At 43.2% G+C, this 26,212-nt stretch carries 21 protein-coding genes and 5 tRNA genes; all 26 read right to left on the bottom strand.

The genetic code is table 11. From position 1 onward, the window contains the following. Positions 1-9: 9 nt before the first annotated feature. Positions 10-4,209: a DNA-directed RNA polymerase subunit beta' gene (gene rpoC, locus HX743_RS01550; RefSeq protein WP_178318325.1), complete on the bottom strand. Its 4,200-nt coding sequence runs from the start codon at positions 4,207-4,209 to the stop codon at positions 10-12. Between the two features lie 157 nt (positions 4,210-4,366). After that, on the bottom strand, positions 4,367-8,455 hold the full coding sequence (gene rpoB, locus HX743_RS01545; RefSeq protein WP_178318324.1) for a DNA-directed RNA polymerase subunit beta: 4,089 nt from the start codon (positions 8,453-8,455) through the stop codon (positions 4,367-4,369). A 307-nt stretch (positions 8,456-8,762) separates the two neighbouring features. Beyond that, positions 8,763-9,134, bottom strand: a complete 372-nt coding sequence (gene rplL / locus HX743_RS01540) for a 50S ribosomal protein L7/L12 (RefSeq protein WP_004975779.1) — start codon at positions 9,132-9,134, stop codon at positions 8,763-8,765. A gap of 48 nt (positions 9,135-9,182) precedes the next feature. Next, on the bottom strand, positions 9,183-9,689 hold the full coding sequence (gene rplJ, locus HX743_RS01535) for a 50S ribosomal protein L10 (protein WP_096902333.1): 507 nt from the start codon (positions 9,687-9,689) through the stop codon (positions 9,183-9,185). 321 nt (positions 9,690-10,010) lie between these two features. Then, a complete protein-coding gene (rplA, locus tag HX743_RS01530) occupies positions 10,011-10,706 on the bottom strand; it encodes a 50S ribosomal protein L1 (RefSeq protein ID WP_004975774.1) in 696 nt (231 codons plus the stop codon). A 3-nt stretch (positions 10,707-10,709) separates the two neighbouring features. Continuing rightward, a complete protein-coding gene (gene rplK, locus HX743_RS01525; protein ID WP_004975771.1) occupies positions 10,710-11,138 on the bottom strand; it encodes a 50S ribosomal protein L11 in 429 nt (142 codons plus the stop codon). Between the two features lie 116 nt (positions 11,139-11,254). Beyond that, positions 11,255-11,788 carry a transcription termination/antitermination protein NusG gene (gene nusG, locus HX743_RS01520; protein WP_004975770.1) on the bottom strand — a complete coding sequence of 178 codons (534 nt, stop codon included), beginning with the start codon at positions 11,786-11,788 and terminating at the stop codon, positions 11,255-11,257. Positions 11,789-11,795: 7 nt separating this feature from the next. Then, entirely contained in the window at positions 11,796-12,236 is a 441-nt protein-coding gene (secE, locus tag HX743_RS01515) for a preprotein translocase subunit SecE (protein ID WP_004975769.1), read from the bottom strand. 73 nt (positions 12,237-12,309) lie between these two features. Then, positions 12,310-12,385 (bottom strand) — tRNA-Trp (locus HX743_RS01510). Positions 12,386-12,436: 51 nt separating this feature from the next. Further along, complete coding sequence (gene tuf / locus HX743_RS01505) at positions 12,437-13,627, bottom strand: elongation factor Tu (RefSeq protein ID WP_004975768.1); 1,191 nt, start codon at positions 13,625-13,627, stop codon at positions 12,437-12,439. A gap of 148 nt (positions 13,628-13,775) precedes the next feature. Continuing rightward, positions 13,776-13,850, bottom strand: a tRNA-Thr gene (locus HX743_RS01500). A 14-nt stretch (positions 13,851-13,864) separates the two neighbouring features. Continuing rightward, a tRNA-Gly gene (locus HX743_RS01495) sits at positions 13,865-13,940 on the bottom strand. Between the two features lie 36 nt (positions 13,941-13,976). Then, positions 13,977-14,060, bottom strand: a tRNA-Tyr gene (locus tag HX743_RS01490). 55 nt (positions 14,061-14,115) lie between these two features. After that, positions 14,116-14,191 (bottom strand) — tRNA-Thr (locus HX743_RS01485). 98 nt (positions 14,192-14,289) lie between these two features. Beyond that, entirely contained in the window at positions 14,290-15,783 is a 1,494-nt protein-coding gene (gene trpE / locus HX743_RS01480) for an anthranilate synthase component I (protein WP_104852931.1), read from the bottom strand. A 160-nt stretch (positions 15,784-15,943) separates the two neighbouring features. Then, on the bottom strand, positions 15,944-16,615 hold the full coding sequence (locus HX743_RS01475; protein WP_004975764.1) for a phosphoglycolate phosphatase: 672 nt from the start codon (positions 16,613-16,615) through the stop codon (positions 15,944-15,946). A gap of 61 nt (positions 16,616-16,676) precedes the next feature. Beyond that, complete coding sequence (locus tag HX743_RS01470) at positions 16,677-17,327, bottom strand: FHA domain-containing protein (protein ID WP_004975761.1); 651 nt, start codon at positions 17,325-17,327, stop codon at positions 16,677-16,679. A 69-nt stretch (positions 17,328-17,396) separates the two neighbouring features. Then, positions 17,397-19,652, bottom strand: coding sequence for a type II secretion system secretin GspD (gene gspD / locus HX743_RS01465; protein ID WP_131260972.1), 2,256 nt, complete (start codon positions 19,650-19,652; stop codon positions 17,397-17,399). A gap of 60 nt (positions 19,653-19,712) precedes the next feature. Beyond that, positions 19,713-20,552 carry a type II secretion system protein N gene (locus HX743_RS01460; RefSeq protein ID WP_178318323.1) on the bottom strand — a complete coding sequence of 280 codons (840 nt, stop codon included), beginning with the start codon at positions 20,550-20,552 and terminating at the stop codon, positions 19,713-19,715. Continuing rightward, positions 20,552-21,292, bottom strand: coding sequence for a type II secretion system protein N (gspN, locus tag HX743_RS01455; RefSeq protein WP_131260974.1), 741 nt, complete (start codon positions 21,290-21,292; stop codon positions 20,552-20,554). Before gspN ends, HX743_RS01460 begins: the two co-directional genes overlap by 1 nt. A gap of 162 nt (positions 21,293-21,454) precedes the next feature. Further along, on the bottom strand, positions 21,455-21,781 hold the full coding sequence (locus HX743_RS01450; RefSeq protein WP_178318322.1) for an H-NS family nucleoid-associated regulatory protein: 327 nt from the start codon (positions 21,779-21,781) through the stop codon (positions 21,455-21,457). Positions 21,782-21,926: 145 nt separating this feature from the next. Then, entirely contained in the window at positions 21,927-22,358 is a 432-nt protein-coding gene (locus HX743_RS01445; protein ID WP_178318321.1) for a thioesterase family protein, read from the bottom strand. A 9-nt stretch (positions 22,359-22,367) separates the two neighbouring features. Beyond that, entirely contained in the window at positions 22,368-23,561 is a 1,194-nt protein-coding gene (locus HX743_RS01440; protein WP_178318320.1) for a heme biosynthesis protein HemY, read from the bottom strand. After that, a complete protein-coding gene (locus HX743_RS01435; RefSeq protein ID WP_178318319.1) occupies positions 23,562-24,398 on the bottom strand; it encodes a hypothetical protein in 837 nt (278 codons plus the stop codon). It lies immediately after the preceding gene. Continuing rightward, on the bottom strand, positions 24,395-25,174 hold the full coding sequence (locus HX743_RS01430; RefSeq protein ID WP_178318318.1) for a uroporphyrinogen-III synthase: 780 nt from the start codon (positions 25,172-25,174) through the stop codon (positions 24,395-24,397). Before HX743_RS01430 ends, HX743_RS01435 begins: the two co-directional genes overlap by 4 nt. A gap of 21 nt (positions 25,175-25,195) precedes the next feature. Further along, positions 25,196-26,116: a hydroxymethylbilane synthase gene (gene hemC, locus HX743_RS01425; protein ID WP_178318355.1), complete on the bottom strand. Its 921-nt coding sequence runs from the start codon at positions 26,114-26,116 to the stop codon at positions 25,196-25,198. Between the last annotated feature and the right edge of the window lie 96 nt (positions 26,117-26,212).

The raw sequence follows: 26,212 nt of genomic DNA, 5'->3' as shown, positions 1-26,212 counted from the left end.
TAAAACGAATTAGAGATCGTTAAATTCATCGCTAAATGCTTGGCTTAATGCTTGATCTACATCAGAGAAATCATTCACTAATGCCAATTCAGCAGCTTCAGCTTCTTGACGACGACGCTCTAGGTGGTAAGCAAGACCCGTACCTGCTGGAATCAAACGACCCACAACAACGTTCTCTTTCAAGCCACGTAAATCATCTTCTTTACCTGTTACAGCCGCTTCAGTTAACACACGTGTAGTTTCCTGGAACGATGCAGCAGAAATGAACGAGTCTGTTGAAAGCGATGCTTTGGTGATACCCATCAATTGACGTTCAAACTTCGCTGGGAACTTGTTTTGTGCAAGTACAGCTTGGTTTTCTTGTACCACGCGAATGTAATCCACTTGTTCGCCTTTGATGAAGCTCGTATCGCCACCATCGGTGATTTCAACTTTACGCAACATTTGACGCACGATGACTTCAATGTGCTTATCGTTAATTTTTACACCTTGTAAGCGGTAAACGTCTTGAACTTCGTTCACGATGTAGTTGGTTAATGCCACTTCACCTTTCAAGCGTAAGATGTCATGTGGGTTTTGTGGACCATCAGAAATGGTTTCACCACGGTTCACATGCTCACCTTCAAACACGTTGATGTTACGCCATTTTGGAATCAACTCTTCGTAAATCTCAGAGCCATCATCTGGTGTAATCACTAAACGGTTCTTACCTTTGGTTTCTTTACCAAAGCTCACGATACCTGACACTTCTGCAAGAATCGCATGCTCTTTTGGTTTACGTGCTTCAAATAAGTCTGCAACGCGTGGTAAACCACCGGTAATATCACGAGTACGTGAAGATTCTTGTGGTACACGACCAATAACGTCACCCACACCAATGCTTTCGCCATCACGCACAGAAAGAATGGTATTTTGTGGCAAGAAGTAGAACTGTTCGCCACCATCCACAGTGTCTAACACGACTGCAGGACGTAAGTCTTTACCTGACGCAGGACGTGAAGTCACTGGCAAGATTTCAACTGTGGTCATACCAGTCGCATCATCTGTTTTCGAGGTCGCAGTCACGCCATCAGCAATCTGGCTGAAACGGATTTTACCCGCAACTTCGGTCACAAGTGGATGCGTGTGTGGATCCCAAGTCGCCACAATACCGCCAGCTTCTACCGCTTCGCCATCTTTGAGCAAGATTGACGCACCGTATGGCAGTTTATAACGCTCACGCTCACGACCTAACTCATCGGCAATACCAATTTCACCTGAACGTGAAACAGATACCAAGTGACCTTTAGCGTGTTGTACAGTTTTCACGTTATGGAAACGTACTGAACCTTTGTTACGCACTTGTACGCTATTGGCTGCAGAAGTTCGGCTTGCCGCACCACCCACGTGGAATGTACGCATGGTTAACTGTGTACCTGGCTCACCAATCGATTGAGCAGCCATTACACCCACAGATTCACCTGGATTCACCAAGTGACCACGTGCTAGGTCACGACCATAACACTTCGCACATACACCAAAGGTCGATTCACAAGATACCACTGAACGTACTTTTACTTCATCGACACCTTGCTCTTCTAAGAAGTTAGCAAGTTTTTCATCAATGAGTGTGTTACGTGGCAGAATAACTTCGTCTGAACCCGCTTTCTTCACGTCTTCAGCAGTTACACGACCTAATACACGCGTACCAAGGTTTTCAATGACATCACCACCTTGAATGAATGGTGTCATCACTAAACCGCCATAAGTACCGCAATCTGGCTCAGTAATTACCAAGTCTTGTGCAACGTCAACCAAACGACGTGTCAAGTAACCTGAGTTCGCTGTTTTCAATGCGGTATCGGCCAAACCTTTACGCGCACCGTGAGTTGAAATGAAGTACTGAAGTACCGTCAAACCTTCACGGAAGTTCGCTTTAATTGGCGTTTCAATGATCGAACCATCTGGTTTCGCCATCAAACCACGCATACCCGCCAACTGACGAATCTGTGCCGCACTACCACGCGCACCTGAATCCGACATCATGTAGATCGAGTTGAATGATTTTTGCTTCTCGTCTTCACCCTGTTTGTTTTTAACAGTGGTAAATGACAAGTTGTCCATCATCGCTTTAGCAACTTGGTCGTTGGTACGTGCCCAAATATCGACCACTTTGTTATAACGCTCACCCGCAGTTACGAAGCCTTGCTCGAACTGTTGTTCAATTTCACGAACTTCAGTTTCTGCTTTTTCAATAATTGCTTGTTTTTGTGGTGGAATAACCATGTCTTCCATACCCACAGAAACACCTGAACGTGTCGCTTGACGGAAGCCCAAGTACATCAATTGGTCTGCAAAAATAACCGTGTCTTTTAGACCTAATTTACGGTAGCAAGAGTTGATTAACTTTGAGATGTTCTTTTTGTTCATCTCTAGGTTAATTTGCTCGAAGCTTAAACCTTCAGGCACAACTTCCCAAAGCAAGCAGCGACCTGGTGTCGTATCTACAACAATAGTTTGTTGCTCACGCTCACCATTTTCATTGATTACGGTTTGGTGTACACGTGCTTTTACGCGAGCGTGTAAGTCAACTTGACCCGTTGCAAGTGCACGGTTTACTTCGTGCGTATCTGCAAACACCATGTCTTCACCTTTGGCATTGATTGCATCACGCGTGATGTAATACAAGCCCAAGACAACGTCCTGAGATGGTACGATGATTGGCTCACCGTTCGCAGGAGACAAGATGTTGTTGGTCGACATCATTAACGCACGCGCTTCTAATTGCGCTTCAAGTGTTAATGGTACGTGTACCGCCATTTGGTCACCGTCGAAGTCAGCGTTGAACGCAGCACAAACGAGTGGGTGTAAACGGATGGCTTTACCTTCAATCAGGATCGGTTCAAATGCTTGAAGACCTAAACGGTGAAGTGTAGGCGCACGGTTCAACATCACTGGGTGTTGACGAATGACAGATGCAAGAACGTCCCAAACTTCTGGCGTTTCACGCTCAACCATTTTCTTCGCAGCTTTAATGGTGGTTGCTTGACCTGAAGCTTGTAATTTTGCAAAGATGAATGGCTTGAACAGTTCAAGTGCCATTTTCTTCGGAAGACCACACTGGTGTAAACGTAGGTTTGGACCAACGGTAATCACCGAACGACCTGAATAGTCAACACGCTTACCAAGTAAGTTTTGACGGAAACGACCTTGCTTACCTTTGATCATATCTGCCAAAGATTTAAGCGGACGCTTGTTTGAACCTGTGATTGCACGACCACGACGACCGTTATCTAACAAGGCATCAACAGACTCTTGTAACATACGTTTTTCGTTACGTACGATGATGTCTGGCGCTGCAAGGTCAAGAAGACGCTTCAAACGGTTGTTACGGTTAATCACACGACGATAAAGATCGTTCAAGTCAGAAGTCGCAAAACGACCACCTTCAAGTGGAACCAACGGGCGAAGATCTGGTGGAAGTACAGGCAGTACATTCATCACCATCCATTCAGGCTTGTTGTTCGACTCTTTGAACGCTTCCATCAACTTCAAACGCTTAGAGGCTTTTTTCAGCTTAGTTTCTGAAGTTGTTTGTGGAATTTCTTCACGTAAACGAGCAATTTCAGCTTCAAGATCGATGTCTTTTAACAAGTCTTGAACTGCTTCAGCACCCATTTTCGCAGTGAATTCATCACCATGCTCTTCTAGAGCATTGAAGTATTCTTCGTCATTGAGAAGTTGATATTTCTCAAATGGCGTCATACCTGGGTCAGTAACCACATAAGATTCGAAATACAATACGCGCTCGATATCACGTAAAGTCATATCAAGTAATAAACCAATACGGCTTGGTAATGATTTCAAGAACCAAATGTGTGCAACTGGAGAAGCGAGTTCGATGTGACCCATACGCTCACGACGAACTTTTGCAGTCGTTACTTCAACGCCACATTTTTCACAAATGACGCCTTTGTATTTCATACGCTTGTATTTACCACACAAGCATTCGTAATCTTTTACTGGACCAAAAATTTTGGCACAGAATAAACCATCACGTTCAGGCTTAAACGTACGATAGTTAATGGTTTCTGGCTTTTTAACTTCACCGTGAGACCATGACTTAATCATTTCTGGTGACGCAAGACCAATACGGATGCGGTCAAACTCTACTGGAGCATGACCGTCTGAATCCGTCTTTTTGCGCATGATATCGAGCAAGTCTTTCAATTTTTTTCTCCGTGTGCTGGGAGGCTGTTTTCACATCCCAACTGGGTCACAAATATTGTTTTTTAACTGAGTTTTAATCCCCCTTAATCCCCCTTTTTCAAAGGGGGAAAAGTCCCTCTTTTATAAAGAGGGATTTAGGGAGATTTAATGGAGATGCTTAGTCACCATTTTTCAGTTCAATGTTGATACCTAAAGAACGGATCTCTTTGGTCAATACGTTAAACGATTCAGGCATACCTGGGTCCATATAATGGTTACCATCTACAATGTTCTTATAGATACGGGTACGACCTTCAACGTCATCCGACTTCACAGTGAGCATTTCTTGAAGCGTGTATGCAGCACCGTATGCTTCAAGTGCCCAGACTTCCATCTCACCGAAACGCTGACCACCGAATTGTGCCTTACCACCCAACGGCTGTTGCGTTACAAGTGAGTAAGAACCTGTAGAACGTGCGTGCATCTTGTCATCCACCAAGTGGTTGAGTTTGAGCATGTACATATAACCTACAGTCACTGGACGGTCAAATTTCTCGCCTGTACGACCATCGTACAACACGGTTTGACCAGAACGTGGTAATTCAGCCAGTTCAAGTAATTCTTTAATTTGACCTTCTTCTGCACCATCAAATACAGGAGTAGCCAACGGAACACCTGCACGTAAGTTGCCAGCCAATACCAAGATTTCATCATCAGTTAAGCTGTCAAGATCTTCTTGCTCGCCACCAACTTTGTTATAAATCTTGTCTAGGAACTCACGTAGTTCAGCAATTTCACGTTGTTGTTTGAGCATTTTATCAATTTGCTCACCCAAACCTTTGGCTGCCATACCCAAGTGTGTTTCAAGAATCTGACCCACGTTCATACGCGATGGTACGCCTAGTGGGTTCAATACGATATCTACTGGTACACCGTTAGCATCGTGCGGCATGTCTTCTACAGGCAAGATGTTTGATACAACACCTTTGTTACCGTGACGACCCGCCATCTTGTCACCCGGTTGGATGCGACGCTTAACAGCAAGATAAACTTTAACAACTTTCAACACGCCCGTAGTGAGTTCATCGCCTGTAGAAAGCTTACGTTTCTTCTCAGCGAATTTCTCATCAATTTCAAAGCTCTTCTCTTTCAAGAAAGTTTGAATTTGAGTTAAACGCTCAGCAATTGCTTCATCACTTGGTTGGATTTCAAGTAAGTCAACTAATTCTAAACTAGACAACACATCTTCAGAAAGTTTGTCGCCACGTTTAGTTGTACCGCCACCGTTAGATTCTTGACCTTTTAATAAGCGGATAATACGTTCACGCGCTGCTTCTTCAAAGATTTTGTATTCTTCTTTCAAGTCTTTGCGATATGCATCAAGTTGTGCTTTTTCAATCGCTTGTGCACGTTCGTCTTTTTCTAGACCATCACGGGTAAAGACTTGAACGTCAATCACAGTACCTTTAGTACCTGATGGAACGCGCAATGATGAATCTTTCACATCTGCTGCTTTTTCACCGAAGATTGCACGAAGCAATTTTTCTTCAGGCGTTAACTGAGTTTCACCCTTAGGCGTTACTTTACCAACAAGAATGTCGCCTGCAGTCACTTCAGCACCAATGTAAACGATACCAGACTCGTCTAGTTTAGACAGTGCAGCTTCGCCCACGTTTGGAATATCAGCTGTGATTTCTTCCGCACCCAATTTGGTATCACGTGCAACACATGACAATTCTTGAATGTGAATCGAAGTTAAACGGTCTTCTTGAAGTACACGCTCAGAAAGCAAGATCGAGTCTTCGTAGTTATAGCCATTCCAAGTCATGAACGCGACACGCATGTTCTGACCGAGTGCAAGCTCACCGCCATCTGTAGATGGACCGTCAGCCAATACATCACCACGACCTACCTTATCACCCATCTTCACCAAAACTTTTTGGTTAATACAAGTGTTTTGGTTTGAACGTGTGTATTTGATCAGGTTGTAGATATCTACACCTGCTTCACCCGCGATCATTTCTTCTTCGTTCACACGAATGACTACACGTGAAGCATCGACATATTCAATACGACCACCACGGTTTGCAATCACACATACACCTGAGTCATGTGCTACGTTCGCTTCCATCCCTGTACCCACAAGTGGTTTATCAGCGATAAGCGTCGGAACAGCCTGACGTTGCATGTTCGATCCCATCAAGGCACGGTTGGCGTCATCGTGCTCAAGGAATGGAATCAGTGATGCTGCTACAGATACAACCTGCTGTGCAGAAACGTCCATGTGCGTCACGCGCTCTGGCGGCATACGCACGAAGTCACCTTGGTGACGTACAGATACGAATTCTTCTGTTAAATTGCCATCTTGGTCTACGCTTGAGTCCGCTTGCGCAATGATCGTGCCCACTTCTTCAATTGCAGATAAATACTCAACCTCATCGGTTACACGACCATCAACCACTTTACGGTATGGCGTTTCCAAGAAGCCAAAATTATTACATTTTGCATAAACAGAAAGCGAGTTGATCAAACCAATGTTTGGACCTTCAGGCGTTTCAATTGGACACACACGACCATAGTGAGTTTGGTGTACGTCACGTACCTCAAAGCCTGCACGTTCACGTGTCAAACCACCTGGACCAAGCGCAGATACGCGACGCTTGTGGGTAATTTCAGACAACGGGTTGTTTTGGTCCATGAACTGAGACAATTGGCTTGAACCAAAGAATTCTTTGATTGCAGCAGCCACTGGCTTCGCATTGATTAAATCTTGCGGAGACAGGTTGTCTGTTTCAGCTTGTGACAAACGCTCTTTTACAGCACGCTCAACACGTACCAAACCAACACGGAATTGGTTTTCAGTCATCTCGCCCACTGAACGTACGCGACGGTTACCCAAGTGGTCGATATCGTCGACTTCACCTTTACCGTTACGGATTTCGATCAATGTTTTAAGTACATCGGTAATGTCTTCGTTAGACAAAATACCTTCAACTTCACGTGATTTCTGATCTGTACCCACTTCGTAAGGACGACCCAAACGACGGTTGAACTTCATACGACCTACTGGCGATAAATCATAACGCTCAGAAGAGAAGAACAAGTTATTGAACAGATTTTCAGCGGCTTCTTTCGTCGGTGGCTCACCTGGACGCATCACTTTGTAGATTTCTACCAAAGCATCTTCACGACCAACAGTTGTATCTGCACGTAAGGTGTCCGCAATGAACGAACCACGGTCGATGTCATTGGTGAATAGGATGTTAAATTGTTTAACACCACCTTCTGCAAGTTTCACCATGATTTCATGGCTTAACAAGGTGTTTGCAGCAATCACATCGCCATCTTTTAGCTGGATGTCTTCTGCAGTAATACGTTCGTACAAGTACTCATCAGGAACTGAAAGCTTCTCAAGACCAGCTGCTTCCATTTGACGTACGTGACGCGCATTAATGCGTTTACCTTGCTCAACAATCACTTTGCCGTCAGTATCAGTGATGTCAAATTGTGCCATTTCGCCACGTAAGCGTTCTGGGACAAGGTCAATTTGGTAGCTACCCATGTCTAAATAGACAGGTACTTTCTCAAAGAACAAGTCTAGGATTTGTTCATTGCTATAGCCCAATGCACGCAACACTACAGTCGCAAGCAATTTACGACGACGGTCAATACGCACATAAACGAGGTCTTTGGCATCGAATTCAAAGTCTAACCATGAGCCACGGTAAGGAATAATGCGTGCTGAATACAACACTTTACCGCTCGAGTGGGTCTTACCTTTATCATGGTCAAAGAACACGCCTGGTGAACGGTGTAATTGAGAAACAATTACACGCTCAGTACCGTTAATCACAAAGGTACCGTTATCCGTCATCAATGGCATTTCGCCCATGTAGACTTCTTGCTCACGCACATCTTTGATTGATTTCGTTTCACGATCTTTAATGATCAAACGAATTTTTACGCGCATTGGTGCCGCATAAGTTGAGCCGCGAAGAATACACTCACGTACATCAAACTCAGGCTTACCAAGACTATACTCAACAAATTCTAAAGCAGCATTGCCAGAATAACTTTCTATAGGAAAAACTGAACGAAATGCGGCTTGGAGACCGATATCTTCGCGGCTTTTTGGAGTTTTGCCATCTTGAAGGAAAGTACGGTACGAGTCGACTTGAATCGAAAGCAAGTACGGTGCATCCATTACTTGGGGCAATTTACCAAAATTCTTACGGATCCGTTTCTTTTCGGTATATGAGTATGCCATCTGGAGTCCTCGGAAAGTAAACTAAACCCGCCTGCAGAACGGGTTTAGAAGGAATTACGCAGGCCGATATGGCCACCACTCTTTACAAATGCTGCAATTTTTAGTGGTATTAAAACGCTTAACAATATTTTTAAATGTGGAAAAATATTGGTAAGCGTTTGATTTTATTGATTTATATTGTTTTCGATGGTTTTCCCATCATTCAAACAAAAATCGAGCCGATAATTGTAACGCAAAAAGGCTGATGACCCAAGAGCCATCAGCCATTTTTTGGAGTCGATTATAAAAAAATCGACTCCCCTTAAGATTACTTAAGTGTAACTGTAGCACCAGCTTCTTCAAGTTTCTTCTTAAGCTCTTCACCTTCTTCTTTAGAAACAGCTTCTTTGATCACTGAAGGAGCGCCTTCAACGATGTCTTTAGCTTCTTTAAGACCAAGGCCAGTAGCTTCACGAACTGCTTTAATTACAGCAACTTTGTTCGCACCGAAAGAAGTCAACTCAACGTTGAATTCAGATTGCTCTTCTGCAGCAGCAGCGCCAGCGCCTGGAGCAGCAGCAACAGCAACAGCAGCAGCTGATACATTGAATTTCTCTTCAAAAGCAGAGATAAGTTCAACAAGTTCAAGAACAGTTTTTTCAGCAACTGCGTTTAAGATTTCTTCGTTAGTTAAAGCCATGAGAATAACTCCAAATGGAAATTGAATGGTGTGGAAATAAATTTAAGCTTATGCAGCTTCTGACTCGTTTTTCTCTTTGAGCGCAGTAATAAGGCGACCCAATTTCGAAATAGGAGCTTGAAGAACGTTTGCAAGCATAGTAAGCGCTTTTTCTTGGTTCGGAAGATTCGCAATTACGCTAACTTCAGCACCTTGATAAAGTTTGCCGTCAAATGCAGCAGCTTTAAGTTCAAATGCTTTATTCGTTTTAGCGAATTCTTCGAACAAGCGTGCAGCTGCACCCATGTCGTCTTCAGAAGTTGAGAAAGCTAAAATTGTTGGGCCAACAAGGTTGTCGTTCAAGATCGTGAATTGCGTATCTTGAAAAGCACGTTTAGCCAAAGTATTACGTACAACACGTGTAGTAACACCTAATTTACGCGCTTCAACACGTAGAGCCGTTAATTGCTCAACGCTCATACCTTGATAGTCAGCAACAACAGCAGAGAACGCTTTAGAAGCAACTTCGTTAACTTCTGCTACGATCTGTTTTTTGTCTTCGATAAGAAGAGCCATTGTAAAACCTCCTAACGGTGATTTATGTGCTTACGTGAAGCACACTCCCAATTCGTAAATTCATTGCTGAACTTACACGCGGAGGAGGAATAAATCACACCACCGCGTCTACCCAGGCTGGAAGATTAAGAAAGCAGCATAAAACTACTCTCGCCTGAGGTCTTTGACGCTGATAAATTCTCATTTACCAATTCAAAGTCCGCCTGAATGTCCCCCTCTCCTGCTAGGAGAGGGTTAGGGAGAGGGTTAACCCTCATCCCGACCTTCTCCCAGAGGGAGAAGGAGACTTTTCAGGACTTTAAAATTCTTTCTAAGTCAGACTTAGTTAGAAACGTTCTGTACATCAATAACAAGACCAGGACCCATAGTAGAGCTCAAAGTGATCTTTTTGATGTATACGCCTTTAGAAGTTGCAGGCTTTAACTTTTTCAAGTCAGCAACTAAGGTTTCAACGTTTGAACGAACTGCTTCAGCAGTAAAGCCAACTTGACCAATCGCAGCGTGGATAATACCCGCTTTGTCTACACGGTAACGCGCTTGACCTGCTTTTGCATTTTTAACTGCAGTCGCAACGTCAGGAGTTACAGTACCCACTTTAGGGTTTGGCATTAAGCCACGTGGACCAAGAATCGTACCCAACTTACCTACTACGCGCATTGCATCCGGAGCTGCAATCACAACGTCAAAGTCAAGGTTACCCGCTTGAATGCTTTCAGCTAAGTCGTCGAAACCAACTACGTCTGCGCCTTCAGCTTTAGCAGCTTCTGCAGCAGCACCTTGAGCGAAAACAGCTACACGTACAGTTTTACCAGTACCTGCAGGAAGTGTAGTCGCACCACGAACAACCTGATCAGATTTACGTGGGTCAACACCTAGGTTTACCGCAACATCCAAAGATTCTTTGAATTTAGCAGCAGGAAGGTTGTTTAGAACTTCAACTGCTTCTTCCAAAGTGTAAACTTTGTTTGCTTCTACAGCAGCAGCAATGGCTTTTTGACGTTTAGTTAACTTTGCCATGTCTTATAGCTCCACATCCAAGCCCATAGAACGTGCAGAACCAGCAATGGTACGCACACGTGCTTCTAAATCAGCACCAGTTAAATCTGGTTCTTTAGTAGTCGCGATTTCTTCTAATTGAGCACGAGTCAACTTACCAACTTTGTTTTTGTTAGGTACAGCTGAACCCTTTTGAATGCCTGCAGCTTTCTTAAGAAGAATTGCAGCAGGAGGAGTTTTCATGATGAATGTGAACGACTTGTCGTTGTACACAGTGATCACTACAGGAATTGGCAAACCCGGTTCAACTTTTTGTGTAGCAGCATTGAATTCTTTACAGAATGCCATGATGTTAACACCACGTTGACCTAATGCAGGACCAATTGGTGGAGATGGATTCGCTTTACCAGCTGGAACTTGCAGCTTGATATAGCCGTCAATCTTCTTAGCCATTTCAAATTACCTCTGGGTACAAACGCCGCTAGGCTCCCCAATATTTTAAGTAACGATACCGTTACAACAACAATGCCCGATTCATCATAAATCGGGCGTTTTCCAACCACTCAAACTTAAACGGATTTTTCGACTTGACGAAATTCCAGCTCAACCTGAGTAGGTCGATTAAATACATTAATTGTCAACGTTAAACGTGACTTCTCGTATTGAACTTCTTCCACCACGCCTTTAAAGTCGGTGAATGGACCATCAATCACAAGTAATTCTTCGCCTGGTTCAAACATCGTCTTCGGACGAGGTGCTTCACCAGTATTGCGTACACGTGCAAGAATCGCGTCAGCTTCTTTTTGCGTAATTGGGGCAGGCTTTTCTGCTGTACCACCAATAAAACCTAAAACTTTTGGACACTCTTTAACAATGTGCCAAGTTTCATCGTTCATTTCCATTTCAACCAATACATAGCCTGGAAAGAACTTACGCTCTGACTTACGTTTCTTACCATCCTTCATTTCTACCACTTCTTCGGTAGGAACAAGGACTTCACCAAAGCTATCGGCAACAGCGCTACGCTGGATTCGATCATTAAGCGAACGCATCACTTGTTTTTCATAACCTGAGTAGGCATGAATAATGTACCAACGTTTCATAGCTCTTTTACCCGATAATTAACTTGATTGCCCAGCCTAACAAATAGTCAAAACACCACAATACAATTGAAGTGACTACAACAACAATCAATACATGCCATGACGTTGTTACAGTTTCCTGTTTAGTAGGCCAAGTGACTCGACGTAACTCAATACGTGAATCTTTAAGCAAACGAACAAAGCCTTTGCCTTGATGGGTGGCGTATAATAAACCTAAAGCCACAACGATACAAGCCAAAATTACCCCAACACGCACCCAAATATCATTGGCTGGTGCCCAATACGCAGGAAGATGCTGATTCACCATCATCGAAGCGATGAATAAAATCAAAGCGATACCCCACAACACGTAGTCTAATGGAGAACTCGATTGAACAACTTCAGCAGAATTATTTCTTTGAGGGATTGGCGCGTCGCTTAATGCGTCACGCGATTTATCATTCGACATTTTTGTACTCGTCGTAGAATTCGCGACTTATTATATGACTAGATTAGCCGACATCAAGCTTTTTTAAAAAAAGTGGCAGGCCAGGAGGGACTCGAACCCCCAACATTCGGTTTTGGAGACCGACGCTCTACCAATTGAACTACTGACCTACAAAACAGAACGAGAGCCAAAGCTCTCGACCTGTTTAACACATTCTATAATTATGCTGTTACTTTAGCAACAACACCCGCACCTACAGTACGACCACCTTCACGGATCGCAAAACGTAGACCTGGGTCCATTGCGATTGGGTGGATTAATTCTACTGACATTTCAACGTTGTCACCTGGCATTACCATTTCAACGCCTTCTTTCAACTGGATTGCACCAGTTACATCAGTTGTACGGAAATAGAATTGTGGACGGTAACCGTTAAGGAATGGAGTGTGACGACCACCCTCTTCTTTAGAAAGTACGTATACTTCCGCATCGAATTTAGTGTGTGGCTTGATTGTACCTGGCTTAGCAAGTACTTGACCACGTTGTACGTCTTCACGCTTAGTACCACGTAAAAGAACACCACAGTTCTCGCCCGCACGACCTTCGTCAAGAAGTTTACGGAACATTTCTACGCCAGTTACAGTTGTTTTAACTGTGTCTTTGATACCAACGATTTCAACTTCTTCGCCTACTTTCACGATACCAGTTTCTACACGGCCAGTTACTACTGTACCACGACCAGAAATAGAGAATACGTCTTCGATTGGCATTAAGAATGCTTGATCGATTGCACGTACTGGCTCTGGGATGTAAGTATCAAGCGCTTCAACAAGAGCAACTACAGCATCTTCGCCATATTGACCTGATTCACCGTTAAGTGCAGCAAGTGCTGAACCACGGATTACTGGAGTGTCGTCGCCTGGGAAGTCGTAAGTAGAAAGAAGCTCACGAACTTCCATTTCAACTAATTCGATTAACTCTTCGTCGTCTACGATATCGCATTTGTTTAAGAATACGATGATGTAAGGTACACCTACCTGACGAGAAAGAAGGATGTGTTCACGAGTTTGTGGCATTGGACCATCAGTCGCTGAACAAACAAGGATCGCACCATCCATCTGAGCAGCACCAGTGATCATGTTTTTAACATAGTCGGCGTGACCTGGGCAGTCTACGTGCGCGTAGTGACGAGTTGGAGAGTCGTATTCTACGTGAGAAGTATTAATTGTAATACCACGTGCTTTTTCTTCTGGTGCAGAGTCGATAGCAGCGTAATCTTTCGCTTCACCACCAAACTTACGTGCACATACTGTAGCAATCGCAGCTGTTAAAGTTGTTTTACCATGGTCAACGTGACCGATTGTGCCCACGTTAACGTGTGGCTTATTACGTTCAAACTTAGCCTTAGCCATGTTCATCTTCCTCGTTTACGTCGAACACAATGCTGAGTAAAACTCTGCCCCGACATATCGCCTAAAAAACTAGACACCTAATACTTGAAAAGCAGACTAATAAGCCTGCTTTTTGAAAATCTTGTGCGAATAATCGCTAAACTGTACCTGGAGCTCTTATCGAGATTTGAACTCGAGACCTCTCCCTTACCAAGGGAGTGCTCTACCACTGAGCTATAAGAGCGACAAATCCTTCGATGGAGCGGGAGACGAGGATCGAACTCGCGACATGCAGCTTGGAAGGCTGCCGCTCTACCAACTGAGCTACTCCCGCATCTATGTTGGTAATTACCACTTCTATCGAAGTTAATGGTGGTGGGAGAAGGATTCGAACCTTCGAAGCTTACGCGGCAGAGTTACAGTCTGCTCCCTTTGACCGCTCGGGAATCCCACCATTTTCACACTTACTCAGTGTTCGTTCTTTACTTAACAACTCAAACTCCCTAAGATGGTGCCGGCACACGGATTCGAACTGTGGACCTACTGATTACAAGTCAGTTGCTCTACCAACTGAGCTATGCCGGCGTCTCTTAGTGTTTCGTACGTTTCGTATCGGAACGGTGTGCAGTTTAGCAAAACTTGAAATCCGTGCAAGTGTTTTTTTCAAAAAAAACGCTAAAAACTCATAAAATCAATCCATTTGATGATAATTCAACCGCTTTGATCACTGCGCGAGCTTTTATTTGGGTTTCATTCCATTCAGATTCAGGATTTGAGTCCGCAACTAGACCTGCGCCTGCCTGCACATAGACCTTATTTTGACGAATAACACAGGTACGAATCGCAATCGACATGTCCATTTCGCCATGCCAGCCTAAATAACCAACAGCACCACCAAAAACACCACGTTTTACAGGCTCAACTTCATCAATAATTTCCATGGCACGAATTTTTGGTGCACCCGAAAGTGTCCCTGCAGGGAAAGTTGCCTGAAAAACATCCAAAGCATCGACATCGTCACGCACTTCACCTTGCACATTGGACACAATATGCATGACATGCGAATAACGCTCGATCACCATTTGATCAGTCACTTGTACTTTACCAATTTTGGCGATACGCCCGACATCATTACGCCCCAAGTCAATCAGCATTAAGTGTTCGGCAATTTCTTTTTCATCCGACAACAAATCTTGCTCAAGTGCCAAATCTTCTTCTTTGGTTTTACCGCGCGGGCGTGTACCTGCTAAAGGACGCACAGTGGCAATACCATTTTCCAAACGCGATAAAATTTCAGGTGATGAGCCGACAATATGAAACGGCTGATCATCGCCCAAAGTTTTGCCTTGTACCAAGAATAAGTACGGCGATGGGTTGAGATGGCGCAAAGCACGATAAACCTGTAACGGCTCACCATCAAAATCTGACACCATGCGATGTCCAGGCACCACTTGCATAACATCGCCTGCACGAATGTATTCTTTGACGGTATCAATGGTCGCCAAGAATTTTTCTTTGCCTGTAAGCGATTCAAAATGTGGTGGCGTATGTTTTTCTGCTTTTAGACTAATCGGGGTTGCTAAAATTTCTTCTAGTGCATCGAGTTGTTGTTGTGCCTTGTCATAAGCATCTGCCTGCGCTGCATCGGCATGCACAATTAAGAACAAGGTATCTTTTAAGTTATCAAACACGATGACTGTTTTAGACAACATCATCCAAATATCAGGCAAACCGACTGGATCTGCTGCAGGCACGTTTTTTAAACGCGGTTCGATATAACGCACTGCATCGTAACCAAAATAACCCACCAAACCACCTGTAAAGCTTGGCAATTCAGGCAAGTCAGCTTGCGTAGGCACTTTAAATTGCGCTTGAAAATCGCGGATATACTGAAACGGCTGTGCACAAGTTTGTTTTTCGATTGAACCGTCAGCATGTTGGATGGTGAGTTCACCCGCATTACAGGAGAAAACTGTAGATTCACCCAAACCAATAATTGAATAACGTGCCCAGTTTTCACCACCTTCTACAGACTCAAACAAATAGGCTTGTTGATGCTGCTTCAAACGTGCAAATACCGACAATGGAGTTTCGGTATCGGCCAAACGCTGGCGATATACAGGAATGAGGTTGTAGCCTGCTGCTTTAAGTTGTTCAAATTGAGTCAGAGTGGTCATGTGAAGCTCTCTATATTTCGATGTAGCAATGTTTTCGATAAGACGAAGTGAAGGACGGTTGTAGATTGACTAGCGTCGCCATCGAAATATGGGCATTACAGCCTGACTCATATTGATATCCTTTATAGCAATTAGCGTAAAATTATTTGATTTTTGAATCTTAAATATTTAACAATTCAGTTAAATTGTCCACAATTTGTTGCGGCTGACAATTGGCAATCGGCTCACCATGATTATAGCCGTAGCTGACCACAATACAATCAATCCCCGCTCGACGCGCGGCTTCAACATCATTAGAAGAATCACCAATCATCAAGACTTGAGACTTCTCCACTTGATAATGTTCAACACAATGCAGCAATTGACGCGGGTGTGGTTTACGCTCCTCAAAGCGATCTCCACCAATCACATCAGCAAAATAGTGTTGCATCTCTAATGCTTCAACAATGGCACGAGCAGGTAGTTCAGGTTTATTGGTCACACAAACTAAGGTTTTTTGTTGTGCTTTTGCCCAGTCCAAAAATTCAATAATGCCCGGGAATGGTTGTGTGTCGATACACGGATCGGCATTATAAATTTCTAAGAAGGTGTTCAGTAGCTGTTGTTGCTGTTCAGGATGAACTTCGCCCATTAAGTGCGATAAGACACTATTGCAAAATACCGCAGTTCCCTTCCCCACCCAAGTTCGCACTTGTTCCAGTGTTACCAAAGGCAGTTGCAGTGCATTTAAACTCATGTTCATGGCGCGGTATAAATCTGTCGCAGAATCGACCAAAGTGCCATCTAAATCAAATAAAATGACTTGACGTGTATCAAGCTGAGCAATAGACATTCTTCCCCCTAAATGAACAAAGGCATGCGATCGCATGCCTTGATTGTAAAGCAAAGGCTGCTTATTTAAACAATAGCCAAGCCAAAACTGCCAAAATCACCAAGACAATCAGTGAAATCAAGCCAACAGAAGCATTTTTTTGCTGTTCTTTCTCTTGTTCCACACGAGAAACAGGCTGCTCGACAGACACAGGTGTTGGCTCTGCTGGAACTGCATGAATATCCACGCCTTCTGGAATAGGTGCTGGTTTTGGTACTGCCACGCCTTGCGGCATACCATCACGGTTTAATTGCACAGAACTGTCACGTTGATTCAATTCAGGCATTCCCTGCTCGTTCATTTGCTGTGCAGGTGTTTTTTCTGTTTGTGCTGTGACTTTTTCAGCAGTTTCGGCGACATCTGCCGCATGTTCCAATTCAACCGCAGGCGCAAATACTGAAAACTTTAAGCTGGCAAATTGGACGATATCACCTTCTTTAAGTAAGGTTTCATCGGCAATGCGTAAATCATTTACAAAAGTGCCGTTGGAAGAATTTAAATCTTGCACATACAGCGCTTGTTCTTTAAGTAAAAAAGCCGCATGTTTACGTGAAATTTCTGCCGATTGCAGCACCAAATCTGCACTTTGATGACGCCCCACCAACATATCACGGTCGATACTAATTTCTTGGCCAGTAAATTCACCGCTAATTGCTTGTATTTTCCAAGTCATAAATAACTTCTCTCGTGTGATTTGGCGACATCATAACATGCCCTCAACCACAATCTGCGCAGGATACGATTAAGGTGTAGCGCGAATTGTGGTCGTAGTGACTGTATTTTTAGTTTTGCTGACTTCCTGCTGCGGCAAAACTACGTTTTGGCGCTGTACCGCAGGCTCAATCGCAACAGGGGTGCTCACCACCGTTGCTGTGCGGTTTGCAGACACTGCTGATGGTAAGGTTTGATAAGTTCCTGTTTGCGGCGCCACTCGAGATACAGGCAAACGCTGCTGATAAACATCGCTAACATTCTCAGGCAGTTTAGCAAAGCTACCATCGGCATCCATTGCCAACTGAAGGCTATACAATTGGCTATAACGCTGCTGCGAAATACGGCGAATATCCTGACTATCTCCCACAATGGTTGGGTGAATAAAAATCAATAAATTACGTTTTTGATTAGATTGACCATCGGAACGGAATAAACGCCCCAACCCTGGAATAGCACCCAAACCTGGCACAGCCTGACGACTATAAACCGAGTTATCAGAAATTAAGCCACCTAAGACAATGGTTTGTCCGTGCTCGGCCAAAATAGAAGTTTTAATTGCGCGTTTGCTGGTGACTAAATCCTGCGCCTGACCTTTATTGGCTTTGACATCTGACACTTCTTGTTCAACTTCCAAGCGTAGTGTTCCGCCTTCACCAATATGTGGCACGACTTTTAAAGTAACCCCGACATCTTTACGTTCAATAGTGGTATACGGATTTGCCACACCACCATTGGTAGATAATGAACCTGTTACAAAAGGAACGTTTTCACCAACCACAATATAGGCTTCTTCATTGTCCATGGTCACAATAGATGGCGTAGACAATAAATTGGATTTGGTTTTTTCCTTCAAGGCCTGAATCATCGCACCATATAGCTTGCGTGAACCATCACGACCTTCACGATAATCACCCAACACCAATGACGTACCTGCACCAATCGCACTGCCTGCGCCTGCTGCACCACCAGTTAAATAGCCTGCAGCAACATTTTTTAAACTTGCACCAATATTGTCAAAATTAATTAGACCGATACCGCTGCTTAAATCGCCCAATGCCCACTGCACACCCAATTGGTCGGCATCGGTACCTTCCACTTCTATAATCGCAGCTTCAATCAACACTTGTTGACGACGGGTATCTAGTTGCTGAATGGCCGATTCAATTTCACGCATCAACTGCGGATCGGCTTTGACCACCAAAGCATTTTGCGAGCCATCGGCAATAATACTGACACCATTACCATTAAAACTGGTGATGTTGTTTTGATTGTTGCTATTCGAGCTGCCCCCCAAATTAATACTTGGGGTGGAAATAGTCGATGAATTACCTGTGTTGTTATTGGTGCTGCTTAAATTACTAGCACTGTTGTTGTTACTGTTGCTATTTGCATTAGAGCTGCTGCTCACCGCCTGTCCTGAAACCAGACCTTGCAATATTTCTGCTAAATTCTGTGCACTGGCATATTTCAAGCGAAAAACCTTCAAACCACCCAAACGATCTGCCGCAGGCACATCCATCATTTCAATCATTTGACGAATGCGTTTACGTGTTGCGGTATCGCCTTTGATGATAATACGATTGGTACGGTTGTCCGCCACAATACGCACACGCGAACCTTTAACATCTTTCGCTGCCCCTGTCGAACTCATCGACTCAAGCAAGCCAATGACTTCTTCGGCTTGACTGGATTGCAGGCTAATCGCTTCAATGTCATTTTGCCCCGTACCATCTAGGTTACGAATAATGCTTTCTAACTGATAAATGTTACTGGCACGATCAGACACGATTAGAGCATTGGTGCCCCCGACCGCAGACAAATGCGCAAACTGAGGCATGAGCGGACGTAAAGCAGGAATCAGGTCATTGGCATTGGTATTTTCTAGCCAAATCACTCGCGTTACAATTTGGTCACCACGCGCATTTTGACGACCATCATAGGGAATGCCTGAGCTTTTTACATTGCTGTCAGGTACAAGGCGAATGGTATTGCCTGATGGTATTGCCACCACACCATTCACATTCAATACGCCTAAAAACAGGTCATAGACTTCATTTTTATTCAGGGCTTTGTTGGAAATCACCGTGACATTGCCACGCACACGCGGATCGACTGCAAAGTTCTTGCCCGTAATATCGGCCACTTCATTAATAAATGCAGTTAAGTCCGCATCACGTAAATTAATTTTCCAGGTTTGCGCATGACTTGCAGTACTCACCATTGCAACAAGCGGTGCAGCAGCCAGTAATGCCCAAAATGGACGCTCATAATTCAATAAAGCCATAATCTACTGTGTTTCCTAACCCTAAATATGTCTCTGCATGTAGTTACGATGCCGATCCATTTAAAAATTTTGTTGTATGGTCATCACTTGATCACCACGTTTTATTTCTAATTTCACTTGACCTTCACGACGTGCCTGTTCAAGCAATTGTGCATCGCTTTGTCCTTGCCCGACGTTTTGCCCATTTAAAGACAAAATACGGTCACCTGGCTGTAAACCCAGTTTATTTCTTAAAGCGGCTGGCGTACGTGTAGTCACTTCATAACCATTGCCCGTATTTGCTTCAACACCCATCTCTTTTAAGTATTGTTCGCGATCTTCCTGTATGCGCTGCACTGCCTGTCCAATGGCATTATTCGGTTGTGCGGACTGCGTAGGTGCAGTTACAGGAGCTTGATTACCACTTGGAATTAAAGGTGCGATAGGTTGATTTAAACCATTTTCAATACCTTTAAACAATACTTCACGCGTCGCGCCACTGCTATGACGTAAAATCACCCGATCCCAGTAGACTTCTGCCAATTGGTACTGACTCAAATCAATCACATCACCCACACGGTAACGCTCTGCCACCTCATTCACTTTAATGACCGCAGAAGAAAACTGACTCGGCTGCCCAACCACTACACCTTGCAAAGTCATATTTAATTGATCATCGGCAGTGTTGCTGCGCCCAAGTTCTTGAAACAATGCAAAGGAGGTAATATTCGGGATTTGTGGTTGCTGTGAACCCAACTCCACCCGATCAATTTGCATGACTTGGGGCGGCGCAACAACCCACCAAAATAAACTCGCCAGTTTCCAACACAGATACAAAATCAAAAAAGCTAAAAATACTGGCGCAGCACGATCAAACTGCTTCCAGTGCAAATTCCCTAATCGTTCAGAGAGTGTACCCATTAGAAACCTCCTTTTAATAGAGGTTGGCGAGTACTGATCACATAGGTATCTAAGCCCGCTTTGCCTTCATAAGAGGCGATATTCATCAATAAGCGTTGCGTGAGTTGCACATCTAGCATCAAGCTTTGATCAAGCGCAATATTCAGCATTTTTTGTTCACGTTGATCGCGAATATCAAATAACAGTTTGCCATTTTCATCGGACAAACTGCCTTTTAACGCAGGGATATTCATACGGTCTTGGCGCTGAGCAAAACGATACAGCAATTCGCCACCCGCCCACTGCAGTTGTCCTTTGGCTTTGGTGAAGCCTTGCTGTTTTTTAAAATTCAAATGAATGTCTTTGAGTTGAATCGCATTACTTGGCCACTGCCAATCCACAATACTTTTTAAGGTTTCTGGCGCAACTTGCCCATCTAAAGATTGCACCAAGACGCTACCAAAACGATAGCCAACAATGCCTTCGAGTTTAGTATTACCACTGTGTACTTCAACATCGGCAGCGACACGCAATAAAACCAAATCTAAAGGACGTGTATTCCAACTTAAAGAACCACGTAACTGTCCATTGTGCCAATCGGCTTGTCCCTTCCAGATATTGCCACTCACATTATGTAAGGTCTGATTATTTTTATAAAATTTTGAAATTAACCACGCTGCTGGAATTTGTAATAACACAAAAAACAAAGATGCAATGAGGGCGAAAATCCACCACGTGATGTATTTGGGTTTCTTTATCATGCCACCACGACCAACCTTACTAATTTTTCTATGAATGACTTTTTATAACACTCACACATTATGCACACTTTTTCGGCGTCGCCAATTGATACAGATAAAAAAACCAAGCCGTATTGCTTGGTTTTTGAACTCTAAGTCAAATCAATGACAAATTGATGAAGCTTAGATTAGAAAATCTTCAAGTTTTGCACCTTTTTCTAATTCAGCGACTAACCAGCGTGGTTTTTTACCACGACCAGTCCAAGTATCTGTAGAATTGATTTTGCTACGATAACGTGGCGCTACAGTTTTACGTGGGCTTTTCATACGCTTGCTTTCGCCAACTTCCAAAATCTGCTCAATGCTTAAACCCAAATTGTCTGCAATCGCTAAAATTTGATTATAGGCATCTTCAATTGCTTGATCTTTTTTCGTGGCAATTAATGCTTCCGCTTCAGCTTGTAAACGCTTTAACTGTTCTACAGACAAATTGCTAATATCAGGCATCATACTTACTCCAAAAACTATGCTTTTTATATTCAGTTATTAAATTAAGCAGATTCATTCTATTTTTATCAAACCGAAGCGTCAATAAAAAATCTACTACTCTACATATAAATAACAGTCGGACATATTATGAACTGATTATTAAGATTTAATCAAGAATATGCTGTACGGTTTTTTCTATTTTATGAATACCCGCGCGTACATTTTCAGGGATTAAGGTTTTTTGCATATTGACGCGATCTACACATACAATCACCGCATCTGCCTCTGCCACCACCATTTGCTGTGCTTCACTGTAAATTAAATAATGCATACGCATGGCACTATTACGCAATTCTTCTACCCGAACGCCAATTTTTAAAATATCAGGATAAACCACAGGACGTATATATTTGCACTGATTTGAGGCAATCACAGTCAAAACATCTTGCTGTAAAATTTTTAAATGGGCTAAATAATATAAACGCGCACTTTCAATATAACGGTAATAGATCACATTATTGACATGCCCAAAAGCATCCATATCTCCCCATGCAACACGCTGCTCAAAAACAATTGGATAATCTGCTAGTGTTAACACAACTCACCCTTAAATTTTAATTTCGACAAAATTAGAATTATTTTCAAAGATTAAATTTAACTGTTTTAATAATTCAGGCTGATCTTTTAAATTAGATTTAACTCTTAAATAACTCATTAATACGTGTTCAGGATATAAATCCAGTAATTGCTCGGCTTCTGAATAACGCGCTGTTGCTGTAAAAATATGCCATTTGGCAAAACTAAATACAGGTAATGCAGGGTATTTCTGTTCCCACAGATTTATTTGCTTTTCAATTTTGGCATAATCAGGTTGTTGTTTTAACAACTGCTGTTGGAACCATAAATAAAACACTTCCTGATTAAACTGTTCACTCAACATCTGTACCGCAAGACGTTCATGTTGTGCGGCTAAATCAGGCAGACGCGACAATAACTTCAACCACAACACCTGAATGGCATAAGACTGACTGAAAATCTGCTCACTTAAATCACTATAACGCTGCTGCAAAGCCTGTAAATTTTCTGCATCAGCCTGCTCAAATTGGGTTAATAACTCAGTCAGCCACTTTTGCTTGGTGTCTGCATCTAAATGCCCGTATTTGGTCGAACGTAAATAATGCCAAGGATATTGCGTGGCAAATTCGCCCCACAAGGCAATTAAACGTTTTTGATAAGCCGTTTTGACTTTAAATAACCACGGCGATAATTCGTGCTGATTCAAAAACTCTAAATGCGTCAAAGCTTGTTCAGGTTGTTGCTGCGCTAAATAAATTTCAATACGCTGTATTTCTGCCAACTCAAACGCCATGGCACTGCTTTGATTTAAAGCAGCCAATGCTTGCGGATATTGCTGTTGAATGGAGTACATACGTGCTTCCATCACCCCTTTCAGCAAGCCTGACTGGGCAAACACCTGTCGAATAAACTGGTGTTGATCTTCTGCAGCATCTAGCAACCAAATGACCGCGAATTGCTCATAAGGATGCAGATTTTTAAAGTTAAATACTGTTTCAACCTTACGCTGTTCACGGCTAAAATAGCGCTTTAACAACAACCATAAAATTTGTAGCGAAACACTAATCGACAAGAAAAAGAACAACAACAACCAAATATTGGTTTGTAATTGCCATTCGCGCCAATACACATAAACATAGCCTGAACCATGCCCATAACTCAGTACGCTCAGCAAAGCGACCAGTACAATACTGACCACCACATAGGCGAGTAAAATCTGTTTCATTTATACCGCCCCCAATAAAGCACGTGTTTTTAAACTTGGCGTTGGAACGATATTTAAATTTTTAATTTTTTCTAATTGCTGAACCAATTGCTGTGCTTTCTGATCAGGCAATTGTTGTAATAACTGAATAATGTCATTCACTTCTTGTTGATATTGCACATATTGACCTTGTATAAAGATTTGTCGAGCCAGCAATAGACGCAATTGTGCTTCTTTTAAAATAATCTGGCGCTGCATCAACTGTGTCGCAGGTTGCTTGGCAGATTCAATACTCAGCCATTTTTGCCAAAAAAAACGATCATCGACATCGGCAGGGTTCAGCTCAGGTTGTTGAACTTGCTGTTTTATGTGTTGATCTAACTGTTGTAACAACTGACTCACTTGTTGATATTGCGCATCGCGTGTTGTTATAAATTGTTGAATTTGTTTCTGATCTTGCTGAATAACTTGGTGCAAACTTTGTTTCAAAGCTGGCGCTAAAGCATATTCGTTTAACTCACGGTCTAAATTTGCCAGCATTTCGGTTGCATAGTGAAATTGCTGTTGCTGTAAAGAAAATTCCACCAAGTCCAATTGCTGCGCCACCATCTCCATTGGTTGAATAGCATCTACTTGCGGCACAGCGCTGGATACTGCGGGCTGTTCTGCTGCACCTTGTGTATAATTACGGCGCTGCAAAGCCACCAATTGATCATTTAAATTGGCAATATTTTTTTCTACAAAATGCAAACTTTGACTGAGTTGCTGTTGTTGCGTCGAGACTTGCATCACATCAAAACTTAATTTAACGATCCAGACCAAAGCGATCAACACCACTATCACAACCAGTTTTTTCATAGTTTTCCTTGCATGCGCATCATGTGGTGCAATATTAATTCTGTTTTTAAATGGGTCAACTTGAATACGTTATATTTTGTATGATGCTGCGTTTGATAATCGAGCAAAATTTTCTCTAAACGATCACCCAATACCCAATAATGACCTTTGTTCAGTAGATCGAAATCCCGCTGAATTAAGCTTAGCCAGTTTAACCAACTGGCTTCACTGCTGATCATCATGATAAATTCTGAAGATTGTATTAAACGCGCGCGTACTGCCTGCATTTTTTCAATAGAACTGGCAGGACACTCCCGTCGATACAACACAAAATTATGGATCTGCATCCCCTGATCAAGTAGTGTTTGCATCATAAATTGCCGACCGCCCACACCACGCCAAAAGGCAATTTGTGTGCCGACTTTCAAATTTTGCAAACACGGCAAACTCAGCATCCCTTCGGAAGTTTCAACCTGTGGGACTTCACTGTAAAGACCATATCCACTTAAAACTTCTGCAGTTTTTTCGCCCACAGCCACCCAACGTATATGCTGCAAATCCTGCAATGATATTTGGCTTCGGGCTAAATATTGCATCCCAATATCGACAGCAGTCGGACTAACCACCACAATAATATGCGTGTGAGGCAACTGGGCATATAAATTAGCCAGTTGCTCCGACCACGGCTGTGCAGAAAGCTGCAACAAGGGCAAATCAATGACCTCAATATGCTGTTGTTGCAAAGCCTGAGTTAAGGCCTCTGCACGATCTTGAGGTCGGGTATTAATGAAGAGCATGGGCTTCTGGTGCAATATGAATTATTGATACAAGGCTTTGAGCAATTCACCCGCACCTTGTGCCAATAAAGCTTTTGCCAATTCTTCACCTAGCATTTCAGCCTGTTCAGGTGCGCCATATTGCACAGCTTTAAGAATGGTTTGCCCATCGACACTACCAACACGACCTTCAATCTGCAACTGACCATTCTGCAAAGTTGCGTAGCCTGCAATTGGCACCTGACAACCACCTTCCAAATAGGCATTAAAGGCACGTTCCGCACGTACACAGACATTGGTTTCGGCATGCATTAACGGCAAAATTAAATCCAACACCGCCTGATCTTGGCTACGACATTCCAGACCCAAAGCCCCTTGCCCAACGGCAGGTAAGCTCACATCAGGCTGAATGGTATGACGAATACGCTCTGCCAAGCCCAAACGCTTTAATCCTGCACTGGCTAAAATAATCGCGTCATACTGACCATCATCTAGCTTAGACAAGCGCGTACCCACATTGCCACGTAAATCAATAATCTCTAAATCTGGACGTGCTTTTAAAATTTGGCATTTACGGCGCAAGCTTGAGGTTCCAACTTTAGCGCCCTGTGGTAAATCTGCAAAACTGGCATAGTGATTCGACACAAAGGCATCGAGTGGGTCTTCACGCTCACAAATGACCGCCAAGCTCAGACCTTCAGGCAATGCCATGGGTACATCTTTCATAGAATGTACGGCTAAATCGGCACGCCCATCCATTAAAGCGGCTTCTAATTCTTTGACAAATAAGCCCTTCCCCCCAATTTTTGCCAATGGGGTATCTAAAATTTTATCGCCCTGTGTGACAAAGGTCACCAACTCAACAGTTAAATCGGCATGCATCGCCTCTAAACGGGCACGAATGTGTTCAGCCTGCCATAACGCAAGTGGGCTTTGTCGAGTTGCAATTTTCAGGGTTTTCATCATAGTGGCTAAGCAAGATAAATAAGTTCATCTAAACTTAACCTGATCCCCTAAAAATGCAAGTCTATTTCTTTACCGATTTATCAATCTGTTGCG

This window comes from Acinetobacter sp. Swhac1, from assembly GCF_013390985.1.
Taxonomy (GTDB): domain Bacteria; phylum Pseudomonadota; class Gammaproteobacteria; order Pseudomonadales; family Moraxellaceae; genus Acinetobacter; species Acinetobacter towneri.
Note: the sequence above shows the minus strand (reverse complement) of the source record. Positions and strands in the feature narration are given on the sequence as shown.